The organism is Streptomyces sp. NPDC007164, from assembly GCF_040634135.1.
Lineage (GTDB): Bacteria > Actinomycetota > Actinomycetes > Streptomycetales > Streptomycetaceae > Streptomyces > Streptomyces sanglieri.
On record NZ_JBEYFB010000044.1, the window covers coordinates 41,858 to 58,746 of the forward strand.

The following is a 16,889-nucleotide window of genomic DNA, read 5'->3' on the forward strand; positions in this document are numbered from 1 at the left end:
GGATTCGATTTTTCACTTGAAGATCGATCTGACAATCGAACTTGGCGGAAGCTTAACGTCCGCCCGTCAGCCGCTCAGTCACCATGACGTGACGATCCTGCTGGTCCCGCCGACCGATGGTGCGGTCGTCGGACTGCGCCTCCCGCATGGCGGGAACGCCGGACCGGTGAATCACCGCAGCCCAGGGGGCAGCCGCGCGAGGCCACGCCCAGTTCCCGACGGGGAGAGCGCGGAGAGCATGAGGGGGCGGGACGAGCCGCCCCGCCCCGCCCCGCGTTCCCTGCCCGCGGCGCCCCTACCGCTCCCCGTCCATGACCCCCGTCTGCACCAGCGGATTCCCCCGCCGCCGCGTGGCGAAGACCCCGCGCCCCGGAGGCATCGGCCGCGGTCGGACGTTGCCGAGGATGTCCCCCTCGATGGGGTCGCCCGAGAGCATCAGGCCCTGTGCGCCCAGTTCCAGGATGCGTTGCATGAACGGCTCGTACAGGGCCCGTCCGGCCCCCGCCGTGCTGCGGGCGATGATGAACCGGACGCCGACGTCACGGGAGAACGGCAGCATCTCCGTGAGCTTGGCCAGTGGGTTTCCGCTGGAGGTGGAGACCAGGTCGTAGTCGTCGACGACCACGTACACCGTCGGGCCGCTCCACCAGCTGCGTTCGCGCAGTTCCTGCGCCGTGACGTCGGGCGACGGCGTACGACGCTTCATCAGGTCGTACAGCGCGTCCACATGGTGCTCCATGTTGTTGGACATGGGCACGTACTCCGCCAGGTGCGTCGCGGGGGTGACGTCCAGGAGCGCTCGCCGGTTGTCGATGACGAAGAACTTGCAGGTGTTCCCCTCGTACCTCTCACTCAGCTGCTTGATGAGCAGCCGCAGCAGGTTCGACTTGCCGGACTCGCTCTCGCCGAACACCAGGAAGAACGGGTCGCGCTCGAAGTCGAGGAAGACCGGCGCCAGGTTGTTCTCGTCGATGCCGAACGCGACGCCCCGCTCCGGATGCGCGTGGCCCGGGGGCAGTTCGCGCACCGGGAGTTCGCGGGGCAGCAGCCGGACCGCCGGGGCGGGCGCCGCGGTCCAGTGCCGGGCGACCTCCTGGTTCATGGCCGCGGTCGCCTCGGAGAGGTCGCTGTCGGAGTTGATGCCGTCGATCCGCGGTACCGCCGCCATGAAGTGCAGCTTCTCCGGCGTGAGACCACGGCCGGGCACGCCGGCGGGTACGTTGACCGCGGCCTTGCGGTCCAGTTCGGAGTCCATGACGTCGCCGAGCCGCAGTTCGAGCCGGTTCATCAGGTGGTCCTTGAGGTTGGACCGGACCTCCATGGAACGCGACGCCGTGACGATCAGGTGGATGCCGTACCCGAGGCCGCGCGCCGCGATGTCCACCGCTGCCGCCTCCAGACCCTCGTAGTCCGTACGGAAGTTGCCCCAGCCGTCGATGATCAGGAAGACGTCGCCCCACGGCTGGTCCGTGACCGAGATGTCGCCTCGCGCCCGCAGCCTGCGGAAGGTGGCGATGGAGTCGATACCCGCGCTGCGGAAGTACTCCTCGCGCCGGGCCATGATTCCGTACACCTCGGAGACGGTACGCCGCACCCGCTCGGGGTCGAGCCGGGAGGCGATCCCGCCGACGTGCGGCAGACCGGAGACCGAGGCCATGCCGCCGCCACCGAAGTCGAGTCCGTAGAACTGGACCTCGTGGGGTGTGTGGGTGAGCGCGAAGCCCGCGATGAGTGTGCGGAGCAGCGTCGACTTGCCGGACTGCGGACCACCGGTGATCTGCATGTGGCCCGCCGCGCCGGAGAAGTCCCGGTAGAGGGTGTCGCGCCGCTGCTCGTACGGCTTGTCGACCACACCCAGTGGTACGACGAGGCGGCCCGCGCCCTCGAATCCGGGCTGGGTCAGCCCACGGCCCTCGACTGCGGAGAGCCCCGGCAGGAGCTCGTCCAGCGACGGCGGGTTGTCCAGCGGAGGAAGCCACACCTGGTGCGCGGATGCACCCCGGCCCTCCAGCCGGCGCACGATCACATCGAGCACCGTGTCGGCCAGGGCGTCGTCCTCCGACGTACGCGCGTCGGGTACGGAAGCACCGGTCTGCGGGCTCGGCTGTACGTACCGGACCGGCACCGGAGCCGCCGTGAACACCACCGGCCTGCGGTCCATCGGCAAGGGGCCGGAGGGTACCGCCGACTGGGTGCCCGAGCGGTACACCCCGGAGACGTACGCCGCCTTGAAGCGCACCATCTCGTCCGTGCCGTACTTCAGATACCCGGAGCCGGGGACGTTGGGCAGGTGGTAGGCATCGGGCACACCCAGCGCCGCCCGGGACTCGCCGGCCGAGAACGTGCGCAGGCCGATCCGGTACGACAGATAGGTCTCCAGACCACGCAGCCGCCCCTCTTCGAGGCGCTGCGAGGCCAGCAGCAGATGGACGCCCAGCGAACGGCCGATGCGTCCGATCTGCACGAACATCTCGATGAAGTCGGGCTTGGCGGTGAGCAGTTCGCTGAACTCGTCGATGACCAGGACGAGCGAGGGGATGGGCTGCAGCGGGGCGCCCGCGGCACGCGCCTTCTCGTAGTCGTGGATGTTGGCGTAGTTGCCCGCGTCGCGCAGCATCTCCTGCCGGCGGTTGAGCTCACCACTGATGGAGTCACCCATGCGGTCGACCAGCGTCAGATCGTCCGCGAGGTTGGTGATCACCGCCGCGACATGGGGCATCTGCGCCATGCCGGCGAAGGTGGCACCGCCCTTGAAGTCCGCCAGGACGAAGTTGAGCGTCTCCGAGGTGTGGGTGACGGCAAGGCCGAGCACGAGCGTGCGCAGCAGCTCGGACTTTCCGGAACCGGTGGCGCCGACACACAGCCCGTGCGGCCCCATCCCCTCCTGCGCCGCTTCCTTGAGGTCCAGCATCACGGGGCTGCCGTCCTCGCCGACCCCGATCGGGACGCGCAGCCGCTCCGCCTGGGAGCGGGCCCGCCAGGTCCGGGCGACATCGATCGAGGCCGCGTCACCGAGGTTCAGCAGATCGGTGAATTCGAGATTGGCGAGAAGTGGTTCGTCGTCGTCCCCGCCCGAGGCCACGTGGAGCGGCGCCAGTTGCCGGGCCAGCGCTTCGGCGGCCTCATGACCGAGCAGGTCGGGAACGCCGTCGTAGACCAGTCCGTGCCCGGACTCCAGCTGGAGCAGATGGGGCTGCACCACGACGGACAGGCCGCCGCGTGCCCCGTTGACCTCGCCCGGTACGACCTCGATGACCGTCACGCCCTGAAGACCCTCGGCCGCGGCGAGCGCGGACACCGGCGATACGGACTGACCGTCGAGCACGACGACGACATGGGGCTGGTCCATGAGCGGCTGGCCGTCGGGCTGGAAGCGCGGCCGGCCGTCGAGCCGGGGCGCGAGCATCTCCTCCAGCTCCCCGACGCTCGTGGTGATCAGCCGGCGGACGCCGGCCCCGTCGACGAGGTCCGGGGCCTGGACGTGCGGAAGCCACTTCGCCCATTCCCAGCGCGGGGCGGCGTCCCGGTCCGTCGCGACGGCGACGACCAGGTCCTCGGGGGAGTGCAGCGAGGCGAGCGCACCGACCATGGCGCGGGCCGTGGAACGGACGGACTCCGCCTCGCCACTGATCGTCAGGTGGTAGAAGGCGCGCAGCGAGACCGCCATGGGCAGGCCGTCGAGCGTGCTGTGGGTCGTCAGGAACTGCTGCATCGCCCCCGCGGTCAGCGGCTCCAGCTCGTCCACCGGCGCGGTGTCGGGGGCGATGAGCGGAGTGGCGAGTTCCTGACTGCCCAGGCCGATGCGTACCTGCGCGAAGTCGGCGTCACCGACGCGGCGCTCCCAGACCCGGCTGCCCTCGGCGACGAGCGCCCACAGCTGGTCCGGGGACGGGTGCAGATAGAACTGCGCGTCGCGCTGCTTCCGGGCCGTACTCAGCACGGCACGTCTGGTCTGCGTCAGGTACTTCAGGTAGTCCCGTCGCATGTCGGCGAGCTGTCCCTGGGTCCCCCGCCGGAAGCGGACCATCATCGCGACGGCCATGGCGACCGTCGAGGCGATCATGATCATGCCCATGATCCGCATGATCGGGTTCGGGGTCATGAAGAAGAAGACCACCGAACCACCCATGCCGAGCATCGGCAGCAGCTGCATCATCACCCCCTCCTGCTGACCGCGGGGCAGTTCGGGCGGTGGTTGCAACTGCACCTGCTCGTCCGGCACTTCGGAGGGCAGGGCCCGCGGTGGGCGCTTGACGACAATCTGGCTCACAGCTCACCAATTCCCTTGCCGGACAGAACTGTTCGTATCGGCGCCCCCGTGGCGACGGGCTCCATCCGCGGGAGGATCCTACTGGCGTATGGAATGACATCGAGAGCGGTAGGGTGTCGCAACGCGTGTAAGCATTCGCTAACTACCGCAAGGAAACGGCCGTTCGGGGCGCGAAGGCGGTCCCGTGGCCCCGGTGGATCGGCGTGCGTCCTCGGATGCGGTGCATCGCAAGGCGGGGGGACGCCCCGAGCAGCGGATGCGACCGGGCGTTCCGGCAACGCGGCGAGGCGCCGTGGTTGTCGTCCCGCGCCCGCCGGGGATGCACGGGACGGCCCTTCAGTGAGGTCCGCGATCCCCGGTCGTTTCAGGCGAACGATGAGGGGGAGCAGCAGGTGACTATGACGGCCCAAACGGCGGCCACCGGACAAGGCCGGCCCGGTCCCGGAGTTCCGGCCGGCAACGGAACCGGCTTCTGCCGGGTCACGGTCGTCGCGCCCGACAGCCGCGTCGACGTGGCGCTGCCGGAGGACATTCCCGTCGCCGACCTGTACCCGGAGATCCTCCGGCTGTCGGGACAGAGCCCGGCCCAGGGCGCACCGGTCGGCTATCACCTGGTACGCCGCGACGGCACCGTCCTCGACAGCGGGCGCACCCTGGCCGGCCAGCGCATCCTCGACGGCGAGCTGCTGTCCCTGCGCCCCTTCTCCGAGTCGCTGCCGCCCGCGGTCTTCGACGACGTATCCGACGCGGTCGCCACCGCCGTCGCCCGCGACCGCACCCTCTGGGGCGACAGCCTCATGCGCGGTGCCGGGCTCTTCGCGGGGTCGCTCCTGCTGGTCCTGCTCGGCTTCGTGCTGTGGAACTCCGGCCCCCGGCACGACATGCACGGGCTGCCGGGCGCCCTCGCCGCGATCGTCGCCGTACTCGCTCTCGCGCTCGCCTGCGTACGCGCCCGTGTGTACGACGACCGGGGATCGTGCACCGCCCTGGGGATCGGCGCGCTCGCGAACGCCGCGGTCTCCGGCGCCGGACTGCTGTTGCTCGCCGAGGGGCAGGGCATCGGCAGGCTCCAGTTCCTGCTCGCCTGCGCCGCCGTGCTGGTGGTCGCGGTGATCCTCATGATCGCCGCCCCCGGCGGGGACGGCCTCTTCGTCGCGTTCGTGTTCGCCGCCGCCGTCGGCGTACTGGTGACCTTCGTCGCGATCATCGCCGGTCTGGAGCCCACCGAGACCGCCGCGGTGTGCGCGCCGCTCTCCGTCGGCGTCCTCGCCTTCCTGCCCGGTCTCTCCACCCGTTTCGCCCGCCTCCCCATCGGCTTCGAGCCGCCCCGTACCACCGCCGGTGACTACGGGACGTCCGAGCCGGACCCGCAGGGCCCGGTCGACGCCGACCGCATCGCCGCCCAGGCGCGGCGCGGCCATGAACTGCTCGTCGGCCTGGTCGGCGGATGCGCGCTGGTGGCCGTGGGTGCCGCGGCCGTCCTGGGGTTCTCGGACAACATCTGGGGCCAGCTGCTGGCGCTCGCCACCGGGGTGGCCATGCTGATGCGCTCCCACCTGTTCCGTTACACGGCCCAGGTCGGCTGCGCGCTCGCGGCCGGGCTCGGCGCACTCGTGCTCCTGGGCCTCGGCCTCTCCCTCAACCCGCCGGTCGGCATGCTGCGCGACGCCGCCATGGGGGACAGCACCGCGCTCGACATCCGTACGATCTGGCTCGCCGCGGCCGTCGCGGGCGCCGCCGCCCTGATCACCGCCATCGGGCTGATCGTGCCGCGCAAGGGGGTGACCCCGTTCTGGGGGCGCTTCCTGGAGATCGCCGAAGCGTGTGTGCTCCTGACGCTGATCCCCCTGTGCCTCGCCGTCTTCGACCTCTACCGATCGATCCGCGCTCTCACCAGCTGACCCCGCGCACCCGCCCGGCCGAACCGGCTGCGCAGGACTGGTACGCTGTGTGACGGCCGTTTGTGTACGCGCTCCCGGATCATCCTGGGATCTGCGCTCATCGGACCTTCGCCTCCGAGTCATGGAAGCTCCCCTGCGATCAAGACCAGGGGCACTCGTGGGCGCATCGAACATCAAGAGGAGTACGCGTGCCGCTCGACGCCGCTACGAAGAAGCAGATCATGTCCGAGTTCGCCCAGAAGGAGGGTGACACCGGATCCCCCGAGGTCCAGGTCGCCATGCTCTCCCGCCGGATCTCGGACCTGACGGAGCACCTCAAGACGCACAAGCACGACCACCACTCCCGTCGTGGTCTGCTGATCCTGGTCGGCCAGCGTCGCCGCCTCCTTCAGTACCTGGCCAAGAAGGACATCCAGCGCTTCCGTGCCCTGGTCGACCGCCTCGGCATCCGCCGCGGTGCGGCCGGCGGCGCCAAGTAGTTCGCCGTGAAGGGAGCGGTTCCCACCACTGAGGGGGGCCGCTCCCTTTGCTGTACGTACGATTGTGCGTGCGCCGGCAGGAACCGGACGTGACGGGTCCGCCCGTACGGCCGGAAATGCCAAGCAGAACCGAATCTCAGTAACCTGGTCGGAGAACGACCGACAGACGAGCGAGAAGCAGACCTCCCCGCCGCCGGTCCTCGGTAGTGGCCCCCGGACTCATCGACCCGGGTGCTTCGATCGAAGACCGGCCCGCCGATGGAGGGCTTCTCCGCTACGTCCCCCGCCACACGGGCGTGGGGGCGAGAAGACGATATGTATCGGAGAAAACGCTAGTGGAGAACGAGACCCACTACGCCGAGGCCGTTATCGACAACGGAACCTTCGGCACCCGCACCATCCGCTTCGAGACGGGCCGCCTGGCCAAGCAGGCCGCCGGCTCCGCCGTGGCGTACCTGGACGACGACACCATGGTGCTGTCGGCCACCACCGCTTCCAAGAAGCCCAAGGACCAGCTCGACTTCTTCCCCCTCACGGTGGACGTCGAGGAGCGGCAGTACGCCGCCGGCAAGATCCCCGGCTCCTTCTTCCGTCGTGAGGGCCGGCCCTCCGAGGACGCGATCCTCACCTGCCGCCTGATCGACCGCCCGCTGCGCCCCTCCTTCAAGAAGGGCCTGCGCAACGAGATCCAGATCGTCGAGACGATCATGGCGCTCAACCCCGACCACCTGTACGACGTGGTCGCGATCAACGCCGCCTCCTGCTCCACGCAGCTGGCCGGCCTGCCCTTCTCCGGCCCGGTCGGCGGCACCCGTGTCGCGCTGATCAAGGGCCAGTGGGTCGCCTTCCCGACGCACACCGAGCTTGAGGACGCCGTCTTCGACATGGTCGTCGCCGGTCGCGTCCTGGAGGACGGCGACGTCGCGATCATGATGGTCGAGGCCGAGGCCACCGAGAAGACCATCCAGCTCGTCAAGGACGGCGCCGAGGCCCCGACCGAGGAGGTCGTCGCCGCCGGTCTGGAAGCCGCGAAGCCCTTCATCAAGGCGCTCTGCAAGGCCCAGTCGGACCTCGCCGCCAAGGCCGCCAAGCCCACCGGCGACTTCCCGGTCTTCCTGGACTACCAGGACGACGTCTTCGAGGCGCTCGCCGCCGCCGTGACGTCCGAGCTGGCCCAGGCGCTCACCATCGCGGGCAAGCAGGACCGCGAGGCCGAGCTGGACCGCGTCAAGGAGATCGCCGCCGAGAAGCTCCTCCCGGCCTTCGAAGGCCGCGAGAAGGAGATCTCCGCCGCGTACCGCGCGCTGACCAAGAAGCTGGTCCGCGAGCGCGTCATCAAGGACAAGGTCCGCATCGACGGCCGCGGCGTCACGGACATCCGTACGCTCGCCGCCGAGGTCGAGGCCATCCCACGGGTGCACGGCTCCGCGCTGTTCGAGCGTGGCGAGACCCAGATCCTGGGCGTCACCACCCTCAACATGCTCCGCATGGAGCAGCAGCTGGACACCCTCTCCCCGGTGACCCGCAAGCGCTACATGCACAACTACAACTTCCCGCCGTACTCCGTCGGTGAGACCGGCCGCGTGGGCTCGCCCAAGCGCCGCGAGATCGGCCACGGCGCGCTCGCCGAGCGCGCCATCGTGCCGGTGCTGCCGACGCGCGAGGAGTTCCCCTACGCGATCCGCCAGGTCTCCGAGGCGCTGGGCTCCAACGGCTCGACGTCCATGGGCTCGGTCTGCGCCTCCACCATGTCGCTGCTGAACGCCGGTGTGCCCCTCAAGGCCGCCGTCGCCGGCATCGCCATGGGTCTGATCTCCCAGGAGATCGACGGCAAGACCCACTACGTCGCCCTCACCGACATCCTCGGTGCGGAGGACGCCTTCGGTGACATGGACTTCAAGGTCGCCGGCACGAAGCAGTTCGTCACCGCGCTCCAGCTCGACACCAAGCTCGACGGCATCCCCGCCTCGGTCCTGGCCGCCGCGCTGAAGCAGGCCCGCGACGCCCGCCTCCACATCCTCGATGTGATGAACGAGGCCATCGACGTCCCGGACGAGATGTCCCCGAACGCCCCGCGGATCATCACCGTCAAGATCCCGGTGGACAAGATCGGTGAGGTCATCGGCCCCAAGGGCAAGATGATCAACCAGATCCAGGAGGACACCGGCGCCGACATCACGATCGAGGACGACGGCACCATCTACATCGGTGCCGCCGACGGACCGGCCGCCGAGGCCGCCCGCGCCACGATCAACTCGATCGCCAACCCGACCATGCCGGAGGTCGGCGAGCGCTACCTGGGTACGGTCGTCAAGACCACCACCTTCGGTGCCTTCGTCTCCCTGATGCCCGGCAAGGACGGCCTGCTGCACATCTCGCAGATCCGCAAGCTCGCCGGTGGCAAGCGCGTGGAGAACGTCGAGGACGTGCTCGGTGTGGGTGCCAAGGTGCAGGTCGAGATCGCCGAGATCGACTCCCGCGGCAAGCTCTCCCTGATCCCGGTCATCGAGGGTGAAGAGGACGAGAAGAAGGACGACGCCGCCAAGTGACGTCCCGTAGTTCCGTGACGACGGCCCGCGCCTCCTCGAAGGCGCGGGCCGTCGCCCGTACCCAAACGCTTCTCAAGGGCACCAACGGCATCGGTACGGTCCGCCGCACCGTCCTGCCCGGCGGTCTCCGGGTGGTCACCGAGACCCTGCCCTCCGTACGCTCCGCCACCTTCGGCATCTGGGCCAACGTCGGATCACGCGACGAGACCCCCACGCTGAACGGCGCGACGCACTACCTCGAACACCTCCTCTTCAAGGGCACCGCCAAGCGCAGCGCCCTGGACATCTCCGCCGCGATCGACGCGGTCGGCGGCGAGATGAACGCCTTCACGGCGAAGGAGTACACCTGCTACTACGCGCGGGTCCTCGACACCGACCTGCCGCTGGCCATCGACATCGTCTGCGACATGCTGACCGGCTCGCTGATCACCGCCGAGGACGTCGACGCCGAGCGCGGCGTCATCCTCGAAGAGATCGCGATGACCGAGGACGACCCGGGCGACTGCGTGCACGACCTGTTCGCGCACACCATGCTCGGCGACACCCCCCTCGGCCGCCCGGTCCTCGGCACCGTCGACACCATCAACGCGCTCGACCGCGGCCGGATCACCCGCTTCTACAAGAAGCACTACGACCCCACGCACCTGGTCGTCGCCGCCGCGGGCAACATCGACCACGCCACGGTCGTACGCCAGGTCCGCCGGGCGTTCGAGCGGGCGGGCGCCCTGTCCCGCACCGACGCCGTCCCGGTCGCCCCGCGCGAGGGATCGCGCACCCTGCGCACCGCGGGCCGGGTCGAGCTGCTGAACCGCAAGACCGAGCAGGCCCACGTCGTCCTCGGCGTACCCGGCCTGGCCCGCACCGACGACCGCCGCTGGGCACTGGGCGTGCTCAGCACCGCCCTCGGCGGCGGCATGAGCTCACGCCTCTTCCAGGAGGTACGGGAGAAGCGCGGCCTCGCCTACAGCGTGTACTCGTACACCTCGGGCTTCGCCGACTGCGGACTCTTCGGGGTGTACGCGGGCTGCCGGCCCAGCCAGGTCCACGACGTCCTCAAGATCTGCCGGGACGAGATCGACCGGGTGGCGTCCGAAGGACTGACCGACGAGGAGATCGGCCGCGCCATCGGGCAGCTCTCCGGCTCCACCGTCCTCGGCCTGGAGGACACCGGCGCGCTGATGAACCGCATCGGCAAGAGCGAGCTGTGCTGGGGCGACCAGATGTCGGTCGATGACATGCTCGCCCGGATGGCACAGGTCACCCCCGACGACGTGCGCGAGGTCGCGGCCGAGGTCCTCGGACACCGCCCCTCCCTCTCCGTCATCGGCCCGCTCAAGGACAAGCAGGCCGACCGCCTCGAAGAAGCGGTCTCCTAACTCCACCGTTAAGGAACCAGAGCAATGAGCAAGCTGCGCGTGGCCGTTCTCGGCGCCAAGGGCCGGATCGGATCCGAGGCGGTACGAGCCGTCGAGGCCGCCGACGACATGGAGCTGGTGGCCGCACTGGGCCGCGGCGACAGGCTGGAGACCCTCACGGAATCCGGCGCCCAGGCCGTCGTCGAGCTCACCACCCCCGCGTCGGTGATGGACAACCTGGACTTCTGCGTCCGGCACGGCATCCACGCCGTCGTCGGTACGACGGGCTGGTCCGACGAACGGCTCGCGCAGCTCAACACCTGGCTCTCCGGCTCCCCGGAGACCGGTGTGCTCATCGCGCCCAACTTCTCCATCGGCGCCGTCCTCACGATGAAGTTCGCGGAGCAGGCAGCCCGCTACTTCGAGTCGGTCGAGGTCGTCGAACTGCACCACCCCAACAAGGTCGACGCCCCCTCGGGCACCGCCACCCGCACCGCCCAGCTGATCGCCGACGCCCGCCGGAAGGCGGGCTGCGCCCCGCAGCCCGACGCCACCGCCACGGCCCTGGACGGTGCCCGCGGCGCGGACGTGGACGGAGTCCCCGTCCACGCGATCCGGCTCCGCGGTCTCCTCGCGCACCAGGAAGTGCTGCTCGGCGGCGAGGGCGAGACGCTCACCATCCGCCACGACTCCCTGCACCACAGCAGCTTCATGCCGGGCATCCTGCTCGGCGTACGCCGCGTGGTGACCACTCCCGGCCTCACGTTCGGCCTGGAACACTTCCTCGACCTGAACTGACTGAGCCTGCCATGCGCGCAAAGATCACCTACTTCGTCACCGCTGCCGTCCTGGTCTTCTACTTCGCCCTGGTCGGCAGCCGTGGCGTACTGCTCATCCGGCACGGCACGCTGCTGACGGTCACCTTCGGGGTCGCGGTGCTGATCCTGCCGGTGATCGGCATCTGGTTCCTCTGGAAGAACACCCAGTTCGTGTCGCGGGCGAACGCGCTGGCCGCGGAGCTCGACGCGGAGGGCGGCCTGCCGGTCGACGAACTGGTCCGCACCCCGTCCGGCCGGATCGACCGCGACTCGGCCGACGCCGTGTTCGCCCGGCGCCGCGAGGAGACCGAGGACACCCCGGACGACTGGCGCTGCTGGTTCCGCCTCGCCGTCGCCTACCAGGACGCCAGGGACACCCCGCGGGCCCGCAAGGCCATGCAGCGCGCGATCGCCCTACGAACGAAGGACGCCCGGCCCAGCACCCCCTGAAGGGGCCGGGCCGGGCGTCCTGCCGGCTGTCGGGGGCTCAGACCCGCCGGTACTCGTCCCCCCACGCCTCCACCGTGTCGGCGGCGCGGTCGAACGCCTCGCTCCGGGTCAGGAAGTCGGCGTTGCTGTCGGTGAGCAGCGGCGGAACCGGCTCGCCCCCCTGGCGTACCAGGATCAGCGCCTGCCCCTGGACGGTGCGGGGGAACCCGAGCCACTTCACCGGCTGCTGCACCGTGCGGATGTCGGCGACCCGGTTCCACGGCACGGTGACGCTGGTGAAGAAGCTCACCCGGCGCACGCCGTGCCGGCTGACCCAGGCACCGACCCGCAGCAGCCGCAGCGCGCAGAGGATGACCGCGAGGGCGAGGCCCAGACACACGGCCGAACCCGGCACCGCCCCGGCGAACGCGATGATCATTCCCGCGAGCAGCACGAAGGACGCGAGCAGCAGCAGGAAGGCCGCCGCCGCGACCCGCCAGGGGCCGGGACGGTACGGGCGCCGCCAGCTGTCGTGGTCGTCGAACGGCAGCGCGATGTCCTCGGCGCTCGCATCAAATGCGCGGTCGGCCGTCAGGAAGGGCAGGGGCACGAATGATCCTCACTCACAAACACGCTCGATTGCTGTGCCCGGTGAGGCTACCGAGGAGATCACCGACCCGACCACCCCAGGGGGCCCGTACGAGTCAGTGCCCGTGGGCGGCCTCGGTCTGTTCGGCGTGCGAGGGGCTCTGCGCGGGGCTCAGCGCGGGCAGACCGAGGATCAGCGCCCCGACGAGACCGGCGACCATGGTCAGCCCGACGAGGGAACGGCCGGCCAGCTGGGAGACGGTGGCGCGCTGCCGGGGCGGGGGTGTGACGTTACTGCGGAATCGGTCGCTCTCGGCCACGAACGAGAACGGGACGGATTCACGCCGGCGGAACATGAGGAAGGTCTCCTTGAACTCTGTTACGGATGCTGCTATTGAGTCAGACGCACGGCGGGCCTGATCGGTGCCCCGAATCGCCGAATTCGTCGAAGAAATCCCTGGACGGCCCTTCCGGCCCGGTTGTCAGTGGCGGCCCGTAGAGTGGGCGCCGCCCGAGCGACGCAACTGGAAGGACCCCGCCGGTGACCGAGACCCCCGAGCCCGCAAAGCCCAGCTTCCGCAGCGATGTGACCGTTGAGCTGGTGAAACACGCCGCGGGCGACTCCGACGTCCTGTTCGCGGCCCGCGTCTCCACGGCCGGCGAACAGTCCCTGGAGGAGGTCACCAAGGACCCCGAGCGCTCCAAGGGACTCATCAACTACCTGATGCGTGACCGCCACGGCAGCCCGTTCGAGCACAACTCGATGACCTTCTTCATCAGCGCCCCGATCTTCGTGTTCCGCGAGTTCATGCGCCACCGCGTCGGCTGGTCGTACAACGAGGAATCGGGCCGCTACCGGGAGCTGGAGCCGGTCTTCTATGTCCCGGACGCCTCCCGCAAGCTCGTCCAGCAGGGCCGCCCCGGCAAGTACGAGTTCGTCGAGGGCACCCAGGCCCAGCAGGAGCTCACCGGCCGCGTCATGGAGGACTCCTACCGCCAGGCGTACGAGGCCTACCAGGAGATGCTCGCCGCCGGAGTGGCCCGCGAGGTCGCCCGCGCCGTGCTCCCCGTCGGCCTCTTCTCCTCGATGTACGCCACGTGCAACGCCCGCTCGCTGATGCACTTCCTCGGCCTGCGCACCCAGCACGAGCTGGCGAAGGTGCCGTCCTTCCCGCAGCGCGAGATCGAGATGGTCGGCCAGCAGATGGAGGAGCACTGGGCGCGCCTCATGCCGCTCACCCATGCAGCCTTCAACAAAAACGGACGAGTAGCCCCGTAAGCGGTGTCCGTATTGCGGCGTTTCGTGAAGTTCATCTAGGCTGATCAAACGGACCCGGCACTGCTTGAACCCCCGAGCAGGCAGTGCCGGGCTCCTATCGCTTGTCCCCCCGAGGGGGCATTGGGTCCTGAGCAGCGAGTAGCGTGTTACCCATGGCTCCGATCTCCACTCCGCAGACCCCCTTCGGGCGGGTCCTCACCGCTATGGTCACGCCCTTCACGGCGGACGGCGCACTCGACCTCGACGGTGCCCAGCGGCTCGCCGCCCACCTGGTGGACGCAGGCAATGACGGCCTGGTCGTCAACGGCACCACCGGCGAGTCCCCGACCACCAGCGACGCGGAGAAAGACCAGCTCGTGAGGGCGGTACTGGAAGCCGTGGGAGACCGGGCCCACGTCGTGGCCGGCATCGGCACCAATGACACCCGCCACAGCATCGAGCTCGCCCGTACGGCCGAACGCTCCGGCGCCCACGGGCTCCTCGCGGTGACGCCGTACTACAACAAGCCGCCGCAGGAAGGCCTCTTCCGCCACTTCACGGCCATCGCGGACGCCACCGGTCTGCCGGTGATGCTCTACGACATCCCCGGCCGCAGCGGTGTGCCGATCGACACGGAGACGCTGGTACGGCTTGCCGAGCACCCGCGCATCGTCGCCAACAAGGACGCCAAGGGCGACCTCGGCCGCGCCAGCTGGGCCATCGCCCGCTCCGGCCTCGCCTGGTACTCCGGCGACGACATGCTCAACCTGCCGCTGCTCTCGGTCGGCGCCATCGGATTCGTCTCCGTCGTCGGCCATGTCGTCACCCCCGACCTGCGCGCCCTCGTCGAGGCGCATGCCGGCGGCGACGTCCAGAAGGCCACGGAGATCCACCAGAAGCTCCTGCCGGTATTCACCGGCATGTTCCGCACCCAGGGTGTGATCACCACCAAGGCCGCCCTGGCCCTCCAGGGGCTGCCCGCAGGCCCGCTGCGCCTCCCGCTGGTCGAGCTCACCGAGCAGGAAACGGCCCAGCTCAAGATCGATCTCGCCGCCGGCGGGGTAGAGCTGTAATCACAGACTTCACAACTGAATACGCGAAGAACACTCGCAAGAGCGAAAAAACAGACAACAGCAAGTGCACGAATGACATGCGCGCCACGTGCCCAAGCGGTACGTGGCGTGCGTGGTAAGGAGAGTCTTTTGAGTCATCCGCATCCCGAACTCGGCACCCCGCCGAAGCTCCCGAAGGGCGGCCTCCGGGTCACCCCGCTCGGCGGCCTCGGCGAAATCGGCCGCAACATGACGGTATTCGAGTACGGCGGCCGCCTGCTCATCGTCGACTGCGGAGTCCTCTTTCCCGAGGAGGAGCAGCCCGGGATCGACCTGATCCTGCCGGACTTCACCACGATCCGGGACCGTCTCGACGACATCGAGGGCATCGTCCTCACGCACGGACACGAGGACCACATCGGTGGTGTCCCGTATCTGCTGCGCCTGAAGCCGGACATCCCCCTCATCGGCTCCAAGCTCACCCTCGCGCTGATCGAGGCGAAGCTCCAGGAGCACCGCATCCGTCCGTACACCCTGGAAGTGGCGGAGGGGCAGCGCGAGCGCATCGGCGTGTTCGACTGCGAGTTCATCGCGGTCAACCACTCCATCCCGGACGCCCTCGCGGTCGCCATCCGCACCCCCGCGGGCATGGCCGTCGCGACCGGCGACTTCAAGATGGACCAGCTCCCGCTGGACGGCCGGCTCACCGACCTGCACGCCTTCGCCCGGCTGAGCGAGGAAGGCATCGACCTCCTCCTCTCCGACTCGACGAACGCCGAGGTCCCCGGCTTCGTGCCGCCCGAGCGGGACATCTCCAACGTCCTGCGCACGGTCTTCGCCAACGCCCAGAAGCGCATCATCGTGGCGAGCTTCGCCAGCCATGTGCACCGCATCCAGCAGATCCTCGACGCGGCACACGAGTACGGCCGCAGGGTCGCCTTCGTCGGCCGCTCGATGGTCCGCAACATGGGCATCGCCCGTGACCTCGGCTACCTGCGGGTTCCCGCGGGCCTGGTTGTCGACGTCAAGACCCTCGACGACCTGCCGGACGACGAGGTCGTGCTGGTCTGCACCGGATCCCAGGGCGAGCCGATGGCGGCCCTGTCCCGGATGGCCAACCGGGACCACCAGATCCGGATCGTCCCGGGTGACACGGTGATCCTGGCGTCGTCCCTGATCCCGGGCAACGAGAACGCCGTCTACCGCGTGATCAACGGCCTGACCCGCTGGGGCGCCAACGTCATCCACAAGGGCAACGCGAAGGTCCACGTCTCGGGCCACGCCTCGGCCGGCGAGCTGCTGTACTTCTACAACATCTGCAAGCCGAAGAACCTGATGCCGGTCCACGGCGAATGGCGCCACCTGAGGGCCAACGCCGAACTGGGCGCGCTCACCGGCGTGCCCAAGGACCACATCGTCATCGCCGAGGACGGCGTCGTCGTCGACCTCGTCGACGGCCGGGCCAAGATCGTCGGCAAGGTCCAGGCGGGTTACGTCTACGTCGACGGCCTCTCGGTCGGCGACGTCACCGAGACCTCGCTCAAGGACCGCCGGATCCTCGGCGAAGAGGGCATCATCTCCGTCTTCATCGTGGTCGACAGCTCCTCCGGCAAGATCACGGGCGGACCGGACATCCACGCCCGCGGTTCCGGCATCGACGACTCGGCGTTCAGCGCCGTCGCGCCGAAGATCGAGGAAGCGATCAACAGGTCCGCCCAGGACGGCGTGCTGGAGCCGCACCAGGTCCAGCAGCTCGTCCGCCGCACGGTGGGCAAGTGGGTCTCCGACACCTACCGCCGGCGCCCGATGATCCTTCCGGTCGTCGTCGAGGTCTGACGCAGCCAGGCGCGAACTCCGGAGCGGGGCCCCCGATTTGCATCGGGGCGCCCCGCTCCAGTACGTTTACGGCTCCGCCTGACCGGGAAGCACTGCGCACACTCGTGTGCGCCGAGCGTCCGGAACGGGGCGGGAATTCCGACTCAGAACTTCTGATAAAGTCGGATCCGCCGAAAGGCAAAGGCCCCTCCAAGGTCACCGGAATTCAAATTCGGACCGGAAACGGAACGGAAAAGAGTCTGGTAAGGTTGGAACCGCTGGAAAGGGAAACGCGAAAGCGAAGAACTGGAAAGCGAAAAGCAGGATCCCGCTTCGACCGGGAATCGGACACGAAAGAGTCTGATAGAGTCGGAA

Annotated in this window: 12 protein-coding genes; 9 read left to right on the plus strand and 3 right to left on the minus strand. The window is 69.2% G+C overall.

Annotation, left to right across the window (positions count from 1 at the left end):
* Window positions 1-295: 295 nt before the first annotated feature.
* Entirely contained in the window at window positions 296-4,270 is a 3,975-nt protein-coding gene (eccCa, locus tag ABZ622_RS34110) for a type VII secretion protein EccCa (RefSeq protein WP_360549953.1), read from the minus strand.
* A 398-nt stretch (window positions 4,271-4,668) separates the two neighbouring features.
* Here eccCa and eccD point away from each other — a divergent pair, with 398 nt between their 5' ends.
* From eccD to ABZ622_RS34140, 6 genes are all read left to right on the plus strand, one after another.
* On the plus strand, window positions 4,669-6,171 hold the full coding sequence (eccD, locus tag ABZ622_RS34115; protein WP_360549967.1) for a type VII secretion integral membrane protein EccD: 1,503 nt from the start codon (window positions 4,669-4,671) through the stop codon (window positions 6,169-6,171).
* A 188-nt stretch (window positions 6,172-6,359) separates the two neighbouring features.
* Complete coding sequence (gene rpsO / locus ABZ622_RS34120) at window positions 6,360-6,650, plus strand: 30S ribosomal protein S15 (RefSeq protein WP_003965855.1); 291 nt, start codon at window positions 6,360-6,362, stop codon at window positions 6,648-6,650.
* A gap of 335 nt (window positions 6,651-6,985) precedes the next feature.
* A complete protein-coding gene (locus ABZ622_RS34125; RefSeq protein ID WP_266688264.1) occupies window positions 6,986-9,199 on the plus strand; it encodes a polyribonucleotide nucleotidyltransferase in 2,214 nt (737 codons plus the stop codon).
* Window positions 9,196-10,575: a pitrilysin family protein gene (locus tag ABZ622_RS34130; RefSeq protein WP_266911463.1), complete on the plus strand. Its 1,380-nt coding sequence runs from the start codon at window positions 9,196-9,198 to the stop codon at window positions 10,573-10,575. Before ABZ622_RS34125 ends, ABZ622_RS34130 begins: the two co-directional genes overlap by 4 nt.
* Window positions 10,576-10,599: 24 nt before the next feature.
* Window positions 10,600-11,352, plus strand: a complete 753-nt coding sequence (gene dapB / locus ABZ622_RS34135; RefSeq protein ID WP_360549955.1) for a 4-hydroxy-tetrahydrodipicolinate reductase — start codon at window positions 10,600-10,602, stop codon at window positions 11,350-11,352.
* Window positions 11,353-11,363: 11 nt separating this feature from the next.
* Window positions 11,364-11,822, plus strand: coding sequence for a tetratricopeptide repeat protein (locus tag ABZ622_RS34140; RefSeq protein ID WP_360549957.1), 459 nt, complete (start codon window positions 11,364-11,366; stop codon window positions 11,820-11,822).
* Between the two features lie 37 nt (window positions 11,823-11,859).
* On the opposite strand, the gene ABZ622_RS34145 is transcribed toward ABZ622_RS34140, so the two are convergent.
* A complete protein-coding gene (locus tag ABZ622_RS34145; protein ID WP_360549959.1) occupies window positions 11,860-12,411 on the minus strand; it encodes a hypothetical protein in 552 nt (183 codons plus the stop codon).
* Window positions 12,412-12,505: 94 nt separating this feature from the next.
* Window positions 12,506-12,745: a hypothetical protein gene (locus ABZ622_RS34150; RefSeq protein WP_360549961.1), complete on the minus strand. Its 240-nt coding sequence runs from the start codon at window positions 12,743-12,745 to the stop codon at window positions 12,506-12,508.
* Window positions 12,746-12,930: 185 nt separating this feature from the next.
* Here ABZ622_RS34150 and thyX point away from each other — a divergent pair, with 185 nt between their 5' ends.
* The 3 genes from thyX to ABZ622_RS34165 all read left to right on the plus strand — a co-directional run bounded on the left by thyX (window position 12,931) and on the right by ABZ622_RS34165 (window position 16,535).
* On the plus strand, window positions 12,931-13,668 hold the full coding sequence (gene thyX, locus ABZ622_RS34155; RefSeq protein WP_124716049.1) for an FAD-dependent thymidylate synthase: 738 nt from the start codon (window positions 12,931-12,933) through the stop codon (window positions 13,666-13,668).
* 152 nt (window positions 13,669-13,820) lie between these two features.
* Window positions 13,821-14,720 (plus strand): 4-hydroxy-tetrahydrodipicolinate synthase, encoded by a 900-nt coding sequence (dapA, locus tag ABZ622_RS34160; RefSeq protein WP_124716048.1) that lies wholly within the window; start codon window positions 13,821-13,823, stop codon window positions 14,718-14,720.
* Between the two features lie 129 nt (window positions 14,721-14,849).
* The gene (locus tag ABZ622_RS34165; protein WP_360549963.1) at window positions 14,850-16,535 is read left to right on the plus strand and encodes a ribonuclease J; all 1,686 of its coding nucleotides are present in this window, start codon (window positions 14,850-14,852) and stop codon (window positions 16,533-16,535) included.
* The last annotated feature ends 354 nt before the right edge of the window (window positions 16,536-16,889 follow it).